This window comes from Clostridium saccharobutylicum DSM 13864 (assembly GCF_000473995.1).
Lineage (GTDB): Bacteria > Bacillota > Clostridia > Clostridiales > Clostridiaceae > Clostridium > Clostridium saccharobutylicum.
This window is the reverse complement of sequence record NC_022571.1, coordinates 1,724,692-1,738,403: the sequence shown is the minus strand read 5'-3', so window position 1 is coordinate 1,738,403 and position 13,712 is coordinate 1,724,692. Positions and strand designations below refer to the sequence as shown.

12 protein-coding genes are annotated in these 13,712 nt (G+C 27.6%); 4 read left to right on the top strand and 8 right to left on the bottom strand.

The window, feature by feature from the left end; translation table 11 throughout:
* Window positions 1-96: 96 nt before the first annotated feature.
* A complete protein-coding gene (locus CLSA_RS07545; RefSeq protein ID WP_022744871.1) occupies window positions 97-612 on the bottom strand; it encodes a cysteine hydrolase family protein in 516 nt (171 codons plus the stop codon).
* Window positions 613-1,111: 499 nt separating this feature from the next.
* Between CLSA_RS07545 and CLSA_RS07540 the strand changes: the two genes are divergently transcribed.
* Window positions 1,112-1,600 carry a DUF6803 family protein gene (locus tag CLSA_RS07540; RefSeq protein ID WP_022744867.1) on the top strand — a complete coding sequence of 163 codons (489 nt, stop codon included), beginning with the start codon at window positions 1,112-1,114 and terminating at the stop codon, window positions 1,598-1,600.
* A gap of 142 nt (window positions 1,601-1,742) precedes the next feature.
* Here the strand turns inward: CLSA_RS07540 and CLSA_RS07535 are convergent, their stop codons facing one another.
* The 4 genes from CLSA_RS07535 to CLSA_RS07520 form a co-directional block, all read right to left on the bottom strand.
* The gene (locus tag CLSA_RS07535; protein WP_022744864.1) at window positions 1,743-2,501 is read right to left on the bottom strand and encodes an exodeoxyribonuclease III; all 759 of its coding nucleotides are present in this window, start codon (window positions 2,499-2,501) and stop codon (window positions 1,743-1,745) included.
* Between the two features lie 156 nt (window positions 2,502-2,657).
* Window positions 2,658-3,749 carry an ATP-binding protein gene (locus tag CLSA_RS07530; protein WP_022744861.1) on the bottom strand — a complete coding sequence of 364 codons (1,092 nt, stop codon included), beginning with the start codon at window positions 3,747-3,749 and terminating at the stop codon, window positions 2,658-2,660.
* Between the two features lie 111 nt (window positions 3,750-3,860).
* A complete protein-coding gene (locus CLSA_RS07525; RefSeq protein ID WP_022744857.1) occupies window positions 3,861-4,778 on the bottom strand; it encodes an AEC family transporter in 918 nt (305 codons plus the stop codon).
* Window positions 4,779-5,040: 262 nt separating this feature from the next.
* Window positions 5,041-7,041: a YgiQ family radical SAM protein gene (locus CLSA_RS07520; RefSeq protein ID WP_022744854.1), complete on the bottom strand. Its 2,001-nt coding sequence runs from the start codon at window positions 7,039-7,041 to the stop codon at window positions 5,041-5,043.
* 916 nt (window positions 7,042-7,957) lie between these two features.
* Between CLSA_RS07520 and CLSA_RS07515 the strand changes: the two genes are divergently transcribed.
* Together CLSA_RS07515 and CLSA_RS07510 are read left to right on the top strand one after the other, a co-directional pair.
* Window positions 7,958-8,494 carry a sigma-70 family RNA polymerase sigma factor gene (locus tag CLSA_RS07515; protein WP_022744850.1) on the top strand — a complete coding sequence of 179 codons (537 nt, stop codon included), beginning with the start codon at window positions 7,958-7,960 and terminating at the stop codon, window positions 8,492-8,494.
* 4 nt (window positions 8,495-8,498) lie between these two features.
* Window positions 8,499-9,815, top strand: a complete 1,317-nt coding sequence (locus CLSA_RS07510; RefSeq protein ID WP_022744847.1) for a DUF4179 domain-containing protein — start codon at window positions 8,499-8,501, stop codon at window positions 9,813-9,815.
* A 142-nt stretch (window positions 9,816-9,957) separates the two neighbouring features.
* On the opposite strand, the gene CLSA_RS07505 is transcribed toward CLSA_RS07510, so the two are convergent.
* Complete coding sequence (locus CLSA_RS07505) at window positions 9,958-11,313, bottom strand: PFL family protein (RefSeq protein WP_022744844.1); 1,356 nt, start codon at window positions 11,311-11,313, stop codon at window positions 9,958-9,960.
* 14 nt (window positions 11,314-11,327) lie between these two features.
* A complete protein-coding gene (locus tag CLSA_RS07500) occupies window positions 11,328-11,597 on the bottom strand; it encodes an ACT domain-containing protein (protein WP_022744842.1) in 270 nt (89 codons plus the stop codon).
* Between the two features lie 329 nt (window positions 11,598-11,926).
* Here CLSA_RS07500 and CLSA_RS07495 point away from each other — a divergent pair, with 329 nt between their 5' ends.
* The gene (locus tag CLSA_RS07495; protein WP_022744839.1) at window positions 11,927-12,394 is read left to right on the top strand and encodes a hypothetical protein; all 468 of its coding nucleotides are present in this window, start codon (window positions 11,927-11,929) and stop codon (window positions 12,392-12,394) included.
* A 270-nt stretch (window positions 12,395-12,664) separates the two neighbouring features.
* On the opposite strand, the gene CLSA_RS07490 is transcribed toward CLSA_RS07495, so the two are convergent.
* Window positions 12,665-13,549: a polysaccharide deacetylase family protein gene (locus CLSA_RS07490; RefSeq protein ID WP_022744836.1), complete on the bottom strand. Its 885-nt coding sequence runs from the start codon at window positions 13,547-13,549 to the stop codon at window positions 12,665-12,667.
* Window positions 13,550-13,712 lie beyond the last annotated feature (163 nt).

Here is a 13,712-nt window from a genome sequence, read left to right as displayed (position 1 = left end):
TGCTTTTATATAAAAATATATAAATAAAATATAAGACGTACCTAAATAAAAAAACTACCTCAAAATCATTTAACAAATTTTGAGATAGTTTTACAACTATATATATGCTACGCCAAAGCTTTTCAATTTTGTGCTTATTTTAAGAAGTTTCTCTATATTTCTTGTTCCTACAGCATCATTAGAAATAGTAACTTTAAGTCCAATATGTACTGCTCCTTTAGCTGTTCCAGCAATACATCCAGTTCCATCAACACCAATAAGCTCAACTTCATCTATTTTATTATCTTTGATAAATTTTATTAAATTATTATTTTTGAAAGCATTAGCAAATTGTTTTTCAAAATAATTTTCTGATACAATTTTTATTCTTTTATCAATTTTGGCTCCAAAACTTCCTGCTATTCCATATCCGAAAATTTTCTTATTAAAGAAGCTACTAGTCAAAACATGTGCTATATAAATTACTTCATCTTTATTTTTTTCATAAATTCTAATCTTATTATTCATATTTCTCACAAGTTCATCTACTTCTTCATAATTGAATCTTTTCTTATTCCGCTGCTCCCCAATAAAGTCTTCTTGAGCATCAATGACTAAAAGTGCCTTTTTCATTTACCATCCTCATCTTCCATAATTCTCTAAATACATTATTTATATGTTGCAAAATAATATTTATGTTAGAAATCATAACCATTATTTCAATAATTACCATTGCAACATATTTTAAAATCAAATTTTTTTACTCTGCTTTAATTTTATATTAGTTTGAAATTTTGTCAATACAACTAAGGCACAATCAAATAAATAACAAGTGTATTTGCCTGCCTATTTTCCATCATCTTTCTTCGGAAAATTGACCTAATAGCTCACTATGAGGTCAATTTTCCTCCTTGCCTGATGAAAAATATTCATGGCAACTTTGAACTCGTTATTTATTTTCATGTGCCTAAAAATAAATCTTCTTAAAATTAATAATACATGAAATAAAAATCATCTTCATAAAATCTTCATAAGAATTTTGTAAAATAAATTATGATATTAAAGAGAGTAATAAATCATTATTATAATTTATTATTTTTTAAACATCACATAAATCAAGGAGGTACTAATTATGAACATGACTCATTACATGTCTTTGCTTGCAGATAATCAGCCTTGGAATTTAATAATTTTCATGGCAATACCAGTAATTTGCGCAGAGGCTCTTACAATCTCAGAATTCTTTATTATATTTAACAAATCAAAAAATGGAGGTTTAAGAAGTTTTAATAAAGTTATAGGAATATTTGACGGACTATATTTTACAGGAATTTTCATTTATCTATTCTCTACAGCTGTTATTCCATTAACTCAATCTGGTGGATGGCATGGCATTATAGATATATTAGCTGTAGGTTTCTATCTATCAGGATTTATCTTCCTACTTCCTATTGCATTGATGGAGCTAGGAATAATATTTAAAAATAAAACTTTTGATGAAAAAATGAAAATTCATTTTCTTCTTCTGGGAGGATTTTTAGTTGTTGCACATATTGCAATGATATTTGGTATGGTAAATCCATCGCTTGTATCTAATATGTCAAATATGCCAAATATGTAGTAAGTATTTTTTCTATAACTAATGCTAATTTAAGATTATTGAATAATTAACTTAAGAAGGATATTATTTATGTCATGTTGCATCATAAAGTGAAGCAATATTACACCAAATAGTATCCTTCTTTGTGATTTTAAATTACTTATTATATATTAATTGTTAATTCTACTGGACAATGATCTGATCCCATTACTTCTGCATGAATTTTAGCATCATTTAACTTATTTTTTAAGCTTTCTGAAATTAAGAAATAGTCAATTCTCCATCCAGCATTATTAGCTCTTGCATTGAATCTATATGACCACCAAGAATATTCGCCTTCTTTTTCTGGATAAAAATATCTATATGTATCTATAAATCCTGAATCTAAAAGCTCTCCTATTTTACTTCTTTCTTGATCACTAAATCCAGCATTTTGCCTATTACTTTTCGGATTTTTAAGATCTATTTCGTTATGTGCAACATTTAAATCACCGCATACTATAACTGGTTTCATATTTTCTAGACCTTTTAAATATTCTCTAAATACATCTTCCCAAACCATTCTATAATCAATTCTCTCCAATCCCTGTTTTGAATTTGGAGTGTAGACATTTACTATATAGAACTCACTAAATTCTAAAGTTATTACTCTTCCTTCTTTATCATGTTCTTCTATGCCCATACCTATTTTTACACTTAAAGGCTTTTCTTTAGTAAAAATAGCTGTACCTGAATATCCTTTTTTTTCAGCATAATTCCAATAATCATAATAACCATCTAATTCTAAATCTATTTGACCTTCTTGAAGCTTAGTTTCTTGAATGCAAAAAATATCTGCATCTGATTCTTTTAAATATTCTAAAAAGCCCTTTTTAACACAAGCTCTTAATCCATTAACATTCCATGAAATTAATTTCTTCATAAAATCCTCCTATGTATATTTACAAAATTTTATTTTCTTCTAATTATTATTTGATAATAATTATTATAAATTACTTTTAAAATATAATCTATATTTTCTTATATTTTTCTAAAAAAGATGGTCTTAACAATATATTAAGTACCATCTCTCATCTTTCTATGCTTCCTTATATCTATTCTTAATATCCTTATATGATACTTTGAAATCTTCCATACTAACTATTTCAGAATCTCTTTCTAAAGCTGTTATTGCTGCCATAAAAATTATATCTTTTATATCTGCTCCTGATACATTATCAAACTCTTTTGCTAACTTGCTTATATTAACGTCATCATCTAATGGTAATTTTTCTGGAATATGAGTTTTAAATATAGTTTTTCTTCCTTCTTCATCTGGCAATTTAAATTCTACACTAGCAAGAATTCTTCTCTTAAATGCTTCATCATAATTTGAAAGTAAATTTGTAGTAAAAATAACTACTCCATCAAATTTTTCTAATTCTAGAAGCATTACACTTCTAGTAATATTTACACCATAATCTGCTGACTGAGTAATATTAGTTAGTCGCTTTCCTAAAAATGAATCTGCTTCTTCAAATACTAAAACTGCATTATCCATCTTAGCTTTTTCAAATGCTTTTTTTATGTTCTTAGGTGTTTGTCCTACATACTTAGATTCTAACTCAGCATAATTTATAGAGTATATCTTTTTATCTAAATAACTTCCAATAGCTTCTGCTGCCATACTCTTTCCTGTTCCAGGTGCTCCAAAGAAATTAAATACCAAAGCTCTATTTTGGCTATCTATTTCATTGAACCCCCATTCCTTATAAATTTTATCTTCATGCTTTTTTATATTTAATGCTGTAATAATTTGTTTTTTCTCTTCTTCGCATAAATATACTTGATCCATTGTATATCTAGGTGAATATATATCAATAAATTCTTCCTTAAACACAGTTGTTTTAAGCTCTTCATTATTATTTTTATTTAGAAGATTTTCAATAATTTCTTCTTCATTTGCAATAATGATTCTCTTTGTACTTGGATTGTATCTTGAACTATTGCTCTCAATAGCTTTATTTACATCCATAAACATTTTATTTACTTGTTCTTCATCTAGTATCACTTCTTTATTGTCCACTTTTTTAAACTTTGCATCTAAAATTGTTATTCTGGCATTCTTGTACTTTCTAGTAATGCTTCTTTTAATTGTTGTATCTTTTCCCAAATTTTTTATTCCAAACATTGTCTATCTTCCCTACCCTCTTTATGTATTTATAGTATGATACGTTAATCTTATTATGTCATACAAATATTACTTAATTCAATAGGAATAATAAATTCTATTATTATTATCTTACCCTATCTGCCAAAAAAACAATATTGATGTTATTATAATAATACTTATAGGAATGCATATAGAATTAATCACTCCTGCTAACCCCTCATCACTGCCACATCGTCCAGTAAATACAGGTGAAAGAACTGAAACTGGTCCAAATACTAATATTACTAAAATATGCTTTATCTCAATTGAAAAAGGAATAAAATAATAAATTATAACAGCAAATAAAACCGCAAATAAATAACGTATACACAAAAGTGAACCTACCTTAAATAATTGGTCCTTATGAAACTTACATTCAAATACCATACCAATCATAAGCATTGATAAAAATGCGTTTCCTGCACTTAAATTGGATGTAATGTTATATATAACGTCTGGCAATTTAATTCCAGTTACTGTAATAATAAACATAATTAAATATGTATCAAAAGGCACAGATGATAAAATTTTCCTAATAAATCCTCTTATGCTTTGCTTATCACCTTCACCTGCAATTCCAGCTGCAATAGCATAAGTACCGCCTGTACACATAATTGAATTTCCAATATCAAAAAGACTTGTAATTCCAACTCCGCTTGCACCTAAAAAGCTTTGTACATATGGAAGAGTAAAACATCCTATATTGTATCCCGCAAGATTTAAAACATTAAAAGCTTTTTCTTTTCCATCTTTTTTTCGTGCTAACATATATCCAATAGATGACATTATAATGTTACATAAAAATCCTAATAAAACAATAAATAACATTGACGTATCCATTTTAAAATTAGCAAATCCAGTAATAAGCGCACATGGAAGTGTAATATTCATAATTATTTTAGTTACAATTTTATAATCTGTAGCTCCAAATACTTTTAATTTTTTCAAAACATATCCTATTATAATAATAAGTACAAAACTAAATGCCTTTATTAAAATTGCCCCCATCTTAAACTTCCTTTCTTTTTACTAAAAAATAATACTACAATTTATTATTCATTTAATAAATTGATTAAACATTCATATACAATTTGTAGTAAACTTATTGTTTTCTATATTAATTTCAAACAATTAAATATTTAATAATTTCTATGTTAAAATAGAGATAACAATTCTGTTATCTCCATTTTTATTATATCAGGTTAAACTATAAAATTCCATTTATTATAATTTTTTCACAATTCTAATCATACTTAACATATATAACTTACTAATTTCTTGAACGTTTCTTGCTCTTAGTCTTACTTCTGAAATCTGATTTTTCTTTTCCGTTTGTCTTATTTTTTCTCTTGATTTCTTGAAATTTCTCCTTACCTTTTTTATCTCTACTTCCATTATTAGAATTACTTTTGCTATTTTCTACTTTTTTACTTCCCTTATATTTGCTATATGTTGAACTTTTTGAAACATGATTTTTATCTCTTATAAGACATTTTGGATCATTTCCAATTAAATCAGTTCTACCAGCCTCCGTTAATGCGTCATATACTAATGTATAATACTTTGGATTTCTATATTGTAGTAATGCTCTTTGCATTGCCTTTTCGTGCTTAGTCTTTGGAACATACACTTCTTTCATTGTCATTGGATCAAGTCCAGTGTAATACATCGTTGTGGCTAATGTTCCTGGCGTTGGATAAAAATCTTGTACTTGCTCTGGTTGATAATTAATGTCTCTTAAATATTCTGCAAGTTCTATAGCACACTCTAATGTACTTCCAGGATGAGAAGACATTAAATATGGAATTATGTATTGTTTCTTACCAAGCTTTTTAGTTATCTTTTCAAACTTAGCTACAAATTTATCATAAGTTTCTCCTGCTGGCTTACCCATATACTTTAGAACTTGTTTTGAAACATGTTCTGGCGCTACTTTTAACTTCCCGCTAACATGATGTTCTACTAATTCCTTAAAGAAAGTATCATCCTTATCTGCCATTATATAATCATATCTAAGACCTGAACGAACAAATGCCTTTTTTACTTTTGGTACTTTTCTTATCGCTCTAAGTAAATCTAAATATTCGCTATGATCCACATCCATGTTTTTGCAAACCCCTGGAGATAAACATTCTTTTCCCTTACATGCTCCAAAAGCTAATTGTTTAGAACATGCAGGTTTTCTAAAGTTTGCTGTTGGTCCTCCAACATCATGTATATATCCTTTAAAGTCTGGAAGCTGTGTTATTTCTTCAACTTCCTTCAGTATAGATTCCTTACTCCTGCTTTGCACAACTCTGCCTTGATGAAGCGTAATTGCACAGAATTTACAATCTCCAAAACATCCTCTTGAACTTACTGTACTAAATTTTACTTCTTCAATTGCGGCTATTCCACCTTTTCCTTCATACACTGGATGGTAATTTTTCATATATGGAAGATCATAAACTTTATCTAGTTCTTCCCTGCTTAAAGGTGTTTCAGGTTTATTCTGAATTAAATATTTATTTCCATGCTTTTGCACTATTATACGTCCTCGTACCGAATCTTGCTCTTCATACTCAATTCTGCTAGCTTCAGCATATTTATATCTATCTACACAAACTTCCTTATAAGATGGTATTTCAACATAATCTTGAACATCATCCAAATTCTCAGCAACATAACAGGTCCCATTTACATAATTAATATTCTTTGCTGCCACACCATTTTTCAAACCTTCTGCAATAGCTACTATTGGTTTTTCACCCATACCATAAATTAAAAGATCTGCTGTACTATCAATAAGCATCGATTTTCTAACTTTATTTTCCCAATAATCATAATGTGCAAATCTTCTTAGACTTGCTTCTACTCCACCTATTACAATATCAACATCCTTATACGCTTCTCTTATTTTATTACAATAAACAATAGTTGCTCTATCTGGTCTAAGCCCCATCTTCCCACCTGGTGAATAAAGATCTTTTTCCCTCAACCTTTTACTTACAGTATAATGATTAACCATAGAATCCATGTTTCCACCATTAACTAAGAATGCATACTTTGGTTTCCCTAACTTTTGAAATTCATATATAGTCTTCCAATCTGGTTGTGCTATAATTCCAACTTTATATCCATGTGCTTCTAGAACTCTTGAAATAATTGCAGTTCCAAAACTATGATGATCTATATATGCATCTGCTGTAACAATTATGAAATCACATTGTTCCCAGCCTCTTTCTGCCATATCTTTTTTATTTATTGGTAAAAATCTTTTTTCCGTTACCATTTTTCCACCTACTTATTTTTCCTAAGGATATAAAAAATCAGATGCACTACAATTGACATATTATTATTTTAATATCCCTGTTTGTTAATTTCTCTTTGGTATTATAACATAAAGCAACTTAATTCTGTATCTTTTATTACATAAGCAAACAGCTAAAAATTTAAACTTATATTCTAGCCATATAAAACAATGGAATTACTCTTCTTTCAATTATTTCATATATAATTAAACATTCTAGTTTATCCATGTGTAACATTTTTTAATTATGTGAATATATTATTACTATAACAAATGATTAAATATACAAAGGAGAAATGCATTATGAGTAGATGTTGTAGACGCCGCTGCCATAATCGTTGTATGAATTGTTGTAATAATCGTCGCATTAATTGTTGCAATAATCGTTGCATGAATTGCTGTAATAATTGCTGTAATAATGGTTGCGGATTTTTTCCTTGGAATTGGCTCCTTCTATTATTTTTCTTATAATCGTAATAGATATTAATACTATTCCAAGAAATTTTTATATGAAATATACTAATGATAAAAGTACTATATAGCTTATGTACTTGAAATCCTTATTAACAATAGATATAAGTCATATTAAAATAAATAACAAGTCAGTATGTTAGTCTATTTTGTGTAATACTTCGTCATCAATATTAGCTAATAGCAAAAACAGCTATGAACTAACATTGATTCCTCGTCTTACACAAAATATACGTTGCATCTTTGACTTGTTATTTTGTTTAATATGCCCGTGTTAACTCACCGAAAAAGTTGTAATATTTAAAGATATAAGTTCAATTATTAATGACTTATATTTTATTAATATCATTTTAAGCGAAAGATTTATTGGAAATATTACGACTTAATTAATGAATGTACTTTCAATCAAACATAAAGAGGTAAAATAATGAAGCAAAAAAACTTTTTAAAAGAACTGCGAAATCATAATCCTAAAGCTTTAGATTATGTCTTTGACACATATGGAAATCTAATTTTCAAAGTAGCATATTCTGTACTTAATAGTAGGGAACTTAGTGAAGAATGTGTAAATGATTCATTACTAAAAATTTGGAACAACATAGATTCATTTAAAAATGATGATAACAAATTTAAAGGTTGGATTATAATTCTTACAAAATACACTGCTATAGATATGATTAGAAAAGAAAGTAAGCACAGCAATGTAACCAATTTAGATTTCTATAATAATGAAGATATACGATTTGAAGATGGTCTAATGCAAAAGGAAACTAAAGAAGAAATCTTAAAAGAAATTAGTAAGTTTGATAAAGATAATAAGGAAATTTTCATTAAAAGATTCTTCCTTGACTACTCTATAAAAGATATAAGCAAATCTACTGGTATAAGTGAAAATGCCATTAGTAATAGATTACGACGTTGTAAATTGAAGCTTATTGAATCACTAAAAGAGGAGGTACTTTAAAGTTATGAATGAAAAAGAAATTATGAATATGTTAGATAAAATAGATATCAATGAAAATGAATTTGATTATATAGATGTTGAACTTACTGATATTGAAAAAAAGAGAATAAGAAAAAACTTTAGAAAAGCTATTAATAAAAAAGATTCTATTGTAAAAAAGGTCTGCATCGCTTGTGCAGTAATTATAGCCATTGGTGTTACGCCTATAATCGCATCTCCAGTTATGGCAAGTAATATCCCCATTTTAAGTAATATATACGAATCCTTGGGTATATATAATGAATATAAAGATTACACAACGTATATTGGTCAAAGCATAACAACTTCTAAATATACTTATACACTTGATAACATAATGGTTACTCCAAATCAATCTCTAATGGCTATTAAAATTACAAGTACGGGGCCTATCCCTGATGATCATGAAGGATTTATAATAACTCCAAGTATAGGTGGTGTTCCTTGCAATTCTGGTTCTTCTAAAAACTATAGGATAGACGATCACAATATAGTTATTACTTTTGAACATGACTATGTAAATAAAGTTCCTAAAAAATCAACCATAAAAATTGATATTGAGTCTCTTGATTCTAGGGATATGGATTCCAATTCTCATGGTACATTTGAATTTAAAGCTGATTTTGATAGAAGTTATACTGAATTTACATCTATTCCTATAAAAAATGTAAACATAGATAAATTTGGAGTAAAAGTTAAAGAAATAAATTCAAACATAATGCAAACAAAAATCATTAGTGAAGGCTATGAAGACGATAAATTGGAGTTTCTCCTAAATATTGATGGTAAACTTTATGGTGGCCTTAAATCTTCATCATCTGGTAAAATGACTACTAGATTTGAAGGACTAGATGTAAATACAATTAATAATTCTAAAAACATAAGTTTATTAATATATGAAGCAAAGTATTCTGAAGATGAATGTCGTGATTTTATAGAATCATTAAATAAAATAGAACAACCTAATCGTATCGAAGAAAAAAATGTATCATTTTTTCCATACTATAACTTTTCAGATAAGCATAAGGGAGAATTTTATAATTTAGAAAGAAATGAAAATACAATAAAATTTCATTATAAAGGTAAACCAAGTGATGTTATTGCTTTAAGCGACATGTGCGCATGGTATAAGGGTAATATAAAATTGACTATTTCTAAAGTTATACCTAATACTAATGATGAAAACAATTTTACAATAGAATTTAATAATCTCCCTAAAGATAAAAAAATAGAACTTTCTTTTCTTAAGATTGCTGATATTTATAATGATTTTACTCTTTTAAATACAATTAAAGTTAAATAACACACATGAAAATAAATAACAAGTCCAAAGTAGGCTGGCAAATGGACTTGTTATTTATTTGATTGTGCCTAATTTAAAAAAGACCCAAAAAGATACTTAATCTTATGGGTCTCTTATGTATGTTTATTATAAATAATTCAAACTAATTCTTAAATGAATGTATAGGAGCTGGAATTCTTCCGCCTCTTTGTGCAAATAATTCTGATGATTTTCCATTTACCTTCATTACAGGTGCTGAACCTAAAAGTCCACCAAATTCAACAGTATCTCCTATATTGCATCCTGGAGCTGGTATTATTCTAACAGCTGTAGTCTTATTATTAATTACTCCAATTGCAGCTTCATCAGCAATCATACCTGCAATTGTTGAAGTAGGTGTATCTCCTGGAATTGCTATCATATCAAGACCAACTGAACATACACATGTCATACCTTCTAATTTTTCTAAATTTAAGCATCCACTATTAACTGCATCTATCATTCCTGCATCTTCTGATACTGGTATGAAAGCACCACTTAATCCACCAACATGACTACATGCCATAACTCCACCTTTTTTAACTGCATCATTAAGCATAGCGAGTGCAGCTATAGTACCGTGAGTTCCAACTTGTTCAAGACCTATTTCTTCTAAAATTTCTGCAACAGAATCTCCAACCGCAGGTGTTGGTGCTAAAGATAAATCAACTATACCAAAAGGTACATCTAATCTTCTTGATGCTTCTTTTGCAACTAATTCTCCCATTCTAGTAACTTTAAATGCAGTTTGCTTAATTGTTTCAGCAACAACATCAAAAGATTCTCCTCTTACCTTCTCAAGTGCTCTCTTAACAACACCTGGTCCACTTACTCCAACATTTATAATTCTTTCAGCTTCTCCCACTCCATGGAATGCTCCTGCCATGAATGGATTATCTTCAACTGCATTTGCAAACACAACTAATTTAGCACATCCAAAACCTTTTGCATCTTTAGTAAGTTCTGCTGTTTTCTTTATTACTTCCGCCATATCTCTTACAGCATTCATATTTATTCCTGATTTAGTACATCCAACGTTAACTGATGCACAAACTTTTTTAGTTACAGCTAATGCTTCTGGAATTGATTTAATTAAAATCTTATCTCCCTTAGTGCAGCCTTTTTGAACTAATGCTGAAAATCCACCTAAGAAATCTATTCCTAAAGTTTGTGCTGCTCTATCTAAAGTTCTTGCAAATTCAACATAATCAGTTTCATTAGTAGCTCCCCCAATTATTGACATTGGTGTTATCGAAACTCTTTTATTTACTATTGGAATTCCAAATTCTGATTCTATTTGTCTACCAACTTCAACTAAATGTTCTGCTGATTTTGTAATCTTATCATATATTTTAATTCTAGCTTTATCTCCATCTGGATCTATGCAATCAAGCAAGGATATTCCCATTGTTATAGTTCTTACATCTAGTTTTTCTTCTTCAATCATTCTTATTGTTTCAAGTATATTATTAGTATTCATAAGTTCCTCCTATATTATAATGTATGCATTGATTTAAATATTTCTTCTCTTTGAATCTTTATATCTACCCCAAGTCTTTTTCCTTCATCAGCTAAAGCCTTATGTATATCTTCAAAGCTACCTTTCATATCTTTACAATCCAATACCATCATCATAGTAAAAAACTCCTGCATTATAGTTTGGTTAACATCTAAAATATTTATGTTAAACTCCAACATTTTTTGACTAACTCCTGCTATAATACCAACTTTATCTTGCCCAATTACTGTTAATATTGCCTTCATTGCTTATCGTCTCCATTCATATTTTTATTAAGATATTAAAATATTTTTTTGTATTTTTATTTTATCTTATTCTATAATTTATAAAAGCTTTTGTCAATTTTTACAGAATATTTTATGCTTTTTATACAGCTTTCATTCGTACTAGCATTTATTATTTCCACAAAATTATATTATATATTCGTCTCAATATAAAAATCTCTGTTTTTTATATTATTTGGCATAATATAATATATATACTTTTTTAGTTTATCTATTATAATTATATTATGTAATAATTTTTATGATATTTACATAAATTAAAATACATATGAAAAAGTAACTTAAAAATTATGATTATTTTTAGAGGAGATGGTATTTTGACATTTGATGATAATAATGAGTTATTTGACTTGATGAATAAAATATCATCAGAAATTAATAATAAGTTTGATGGAATACATTTTGAAATAACAACCATGAAATGCGCTATTTCAAATTTAAATAATAAAATTGAAAAAAATAATACCATTCTAGAACAAATTAGCAAAGATTTAAGTTTGTTTACAGAACATAAAAAATTATTAACTGAGGAACTCATAAAAAATAAACAAAATAGCGATACAACTATTCTTAATGATAAATTAAATAACCTAGAAAATGAGCTTACTAACTTATCTACAGCTATATCTAATTTAAGTGTTGATTCATCACATAAAATGACAACTCTTTCAAATGACTTAAATTTTATAACACATAAGATGCAGCAAGCAGAAAAAGAATTATTTAATATCAAAAATGAATTGAAAATTATAGATTAATTTTGTTGTAATACTTAAAATAAAAATAGCTATAATAATGAATTTTTTTCATTATTATAGCTATTTTTAGCACATGAAAATAAATAACAATTCCAAAGTTGCCATGGATATTTTTCATCAGGCAAGGATGAAAATTGTCCTTATAGCTGGCTATTAGGTCAATTTACCGAAGAAGAATGATTGAAAATAGGCTGGCAAATAGACTTGCTATTTATTTGATTGCGCCTTGTTTATTAAACTAACTAATCAAAAACATTTAGTTATTACAAATTACTTACGCAAATTTTCTAAAACTTTTTTAATATCAGAAGGTTTATATGTATAATCTATACAGATTCTATTTAGCAGAACACGACTATCATCTTTATCTGCATATCCTCTCTCTATAGTAAATCCCATAGAATATCCTGCTTCAACAACAGCTTTTTTTGTATCATCATTATACTTTCCTTCTGGATACGCAATTGCAGTCACAGGTTTGCCAATAAGTTTTTCTAATGAATCTTTTGAATCTTTCAATTCCTTATATTGTTCATCATAAGATAATGTAGAAAGTTGCTTATGATCAAATGTATGAGATTCTATATCAATTCCATAATTACTTAACTCTTTTACTTCATCAGGTGTCATATAAACTTGCCCATCTAAATAACTTGATATAACAAAAATTGTTGCATTCATATTTAATTCCTTTAATATAGGAAACGCATTTGTATAATTATCCTTATATCCATCATCAAAACTTATAATAACACTTTTTTTAGGAATAGGCTTGTTATTAAACAAATAATCATTTAATTGAGCTATTGTTAAAGTTGTATAACCATAGTCTTTAACAGCTTGAAGGTCTTGTTTAAATTTATCTTTTGGAATAACAATTGAACTTTTTGCTTTTGGATCATCACTTATGGAATGAAAGCAAAGCACTGGTACTCCCTTATTATCATTTGCAGCTGTTACTTCATTACTTTGATTATCACTATCTGATGATTGTCCATTGGCTACATCATTTGAATAAACAACTTTATCTTTATTTATTCTATATTGATTAAAGCCAATAATAATACCTACAACTAAAATTATTCCAATCATTATTTGACTTATTCTAATAAACTTTTTATTGCTTCTTCTTTTTTTCCGTCTTCGTTTTCTCATTATATATATCTCCTTTTTATTTGCACTTCTATGTTGTCTTAAATATAATCAATTAAATCAAACTAATTTATTTATTAGGCTCATCTAATTTATTATATTTTTATTAGTATACATTACAGATATTATTTTATCACATTTTAATAAAATCACTACTTAAATAAAG

What these genes read in the sequence shown, in the direction of transcription:
- CLSA_RS07525 (WP_022744857.1), bottom strand. Translation starts at nt 4,778, where the DNA reads ATGGGGGCAATTTTAATAAAGGCATTTAGTTTTGTACTTATTATTATA.
- CLSA_RS07530 (WP_022744861.1), bottom strand. Translation starts at nt 3,749, where the DNA reads ATGTTTGGAATAAAAAATTTGGGAAAAGATACAACAATTAAAAGAAGC.
- CLSA_RS07540 (WP_022744867.1), top strand. Translation starts at nt 1,112, where the DNA reads ATGAACATGACTCATTACATGTCTTTGCTTGCAGATAATCAGCCTTGG.
- CLSA_RS07510 (WP_022744847.1), top strand. Translation starts at nt 8,499, where the DNA reads ATGAATGAAAAAGAAATTATGAATATGTTAGATAAAATAGATATCAAT.
- CLSA_RS07505 (WP_022744844.1), bottom strand. Translation starts at nt 11,313, where the DNA reads ATGAATACTAATAATATACTTGAAACAATAAGAATGATTGAAGAAGAA.
- CLSA_RS07490 (WP_022744836.1), bottom strand. Translation starts at nt 13,549, where the DNA reads ATGAGAAAACGAAGACGGAAAAAAAGAAGAAGCAATAAAAAGTTTATT.
- CLSA_RS07545 (WP_022744871.1), bottom strand. Translation starts at nt 612, where the DNA reads ATGAAAAAGGCACTTTTAGTCATTGATGCTCAAGAAGACTTTATTGGG.
- CLSA_RS07495 (WP_022744839.1), top strand. Translation starts at nt 11,927, where the DNA reads ATGATTATTTTTAGAGGAGATGGTATTTTGACATTTGATGATAATAAT.
- CLSA_RS07515 (WP_022744850.1), top strand. Translation starts at nt 7,958, where the DNA reads ATGAAGCAAAAAAACTTTTTAAAAGAACTGCGAAATCATAATCCTAAA.
- CLSA_RS07500 (WP_022744842.1), bottom strand. Translation starts at nt 11,597, where the DNA reads ATGAAGGCAATATTAACAGTAATTGGGCAAGATAAAGTTGGTATTATA.
- CLSA_RS07520 (WP_022744854.1), bottom strand. Translation starts at nt 7,041, where the DNA reads ATGGTAACGGAAAAAAGATTTTTACCAATAAATAAAAAAGATATGGCA.
- CLSA_RS07535 (WP_022744864.1), bottom strand. Translation starts at nt 2,501, where the DNA reads ATGAAGAAATTAATTTCATGGAATGTTAATGGATTAAGAGCTTGTGTT.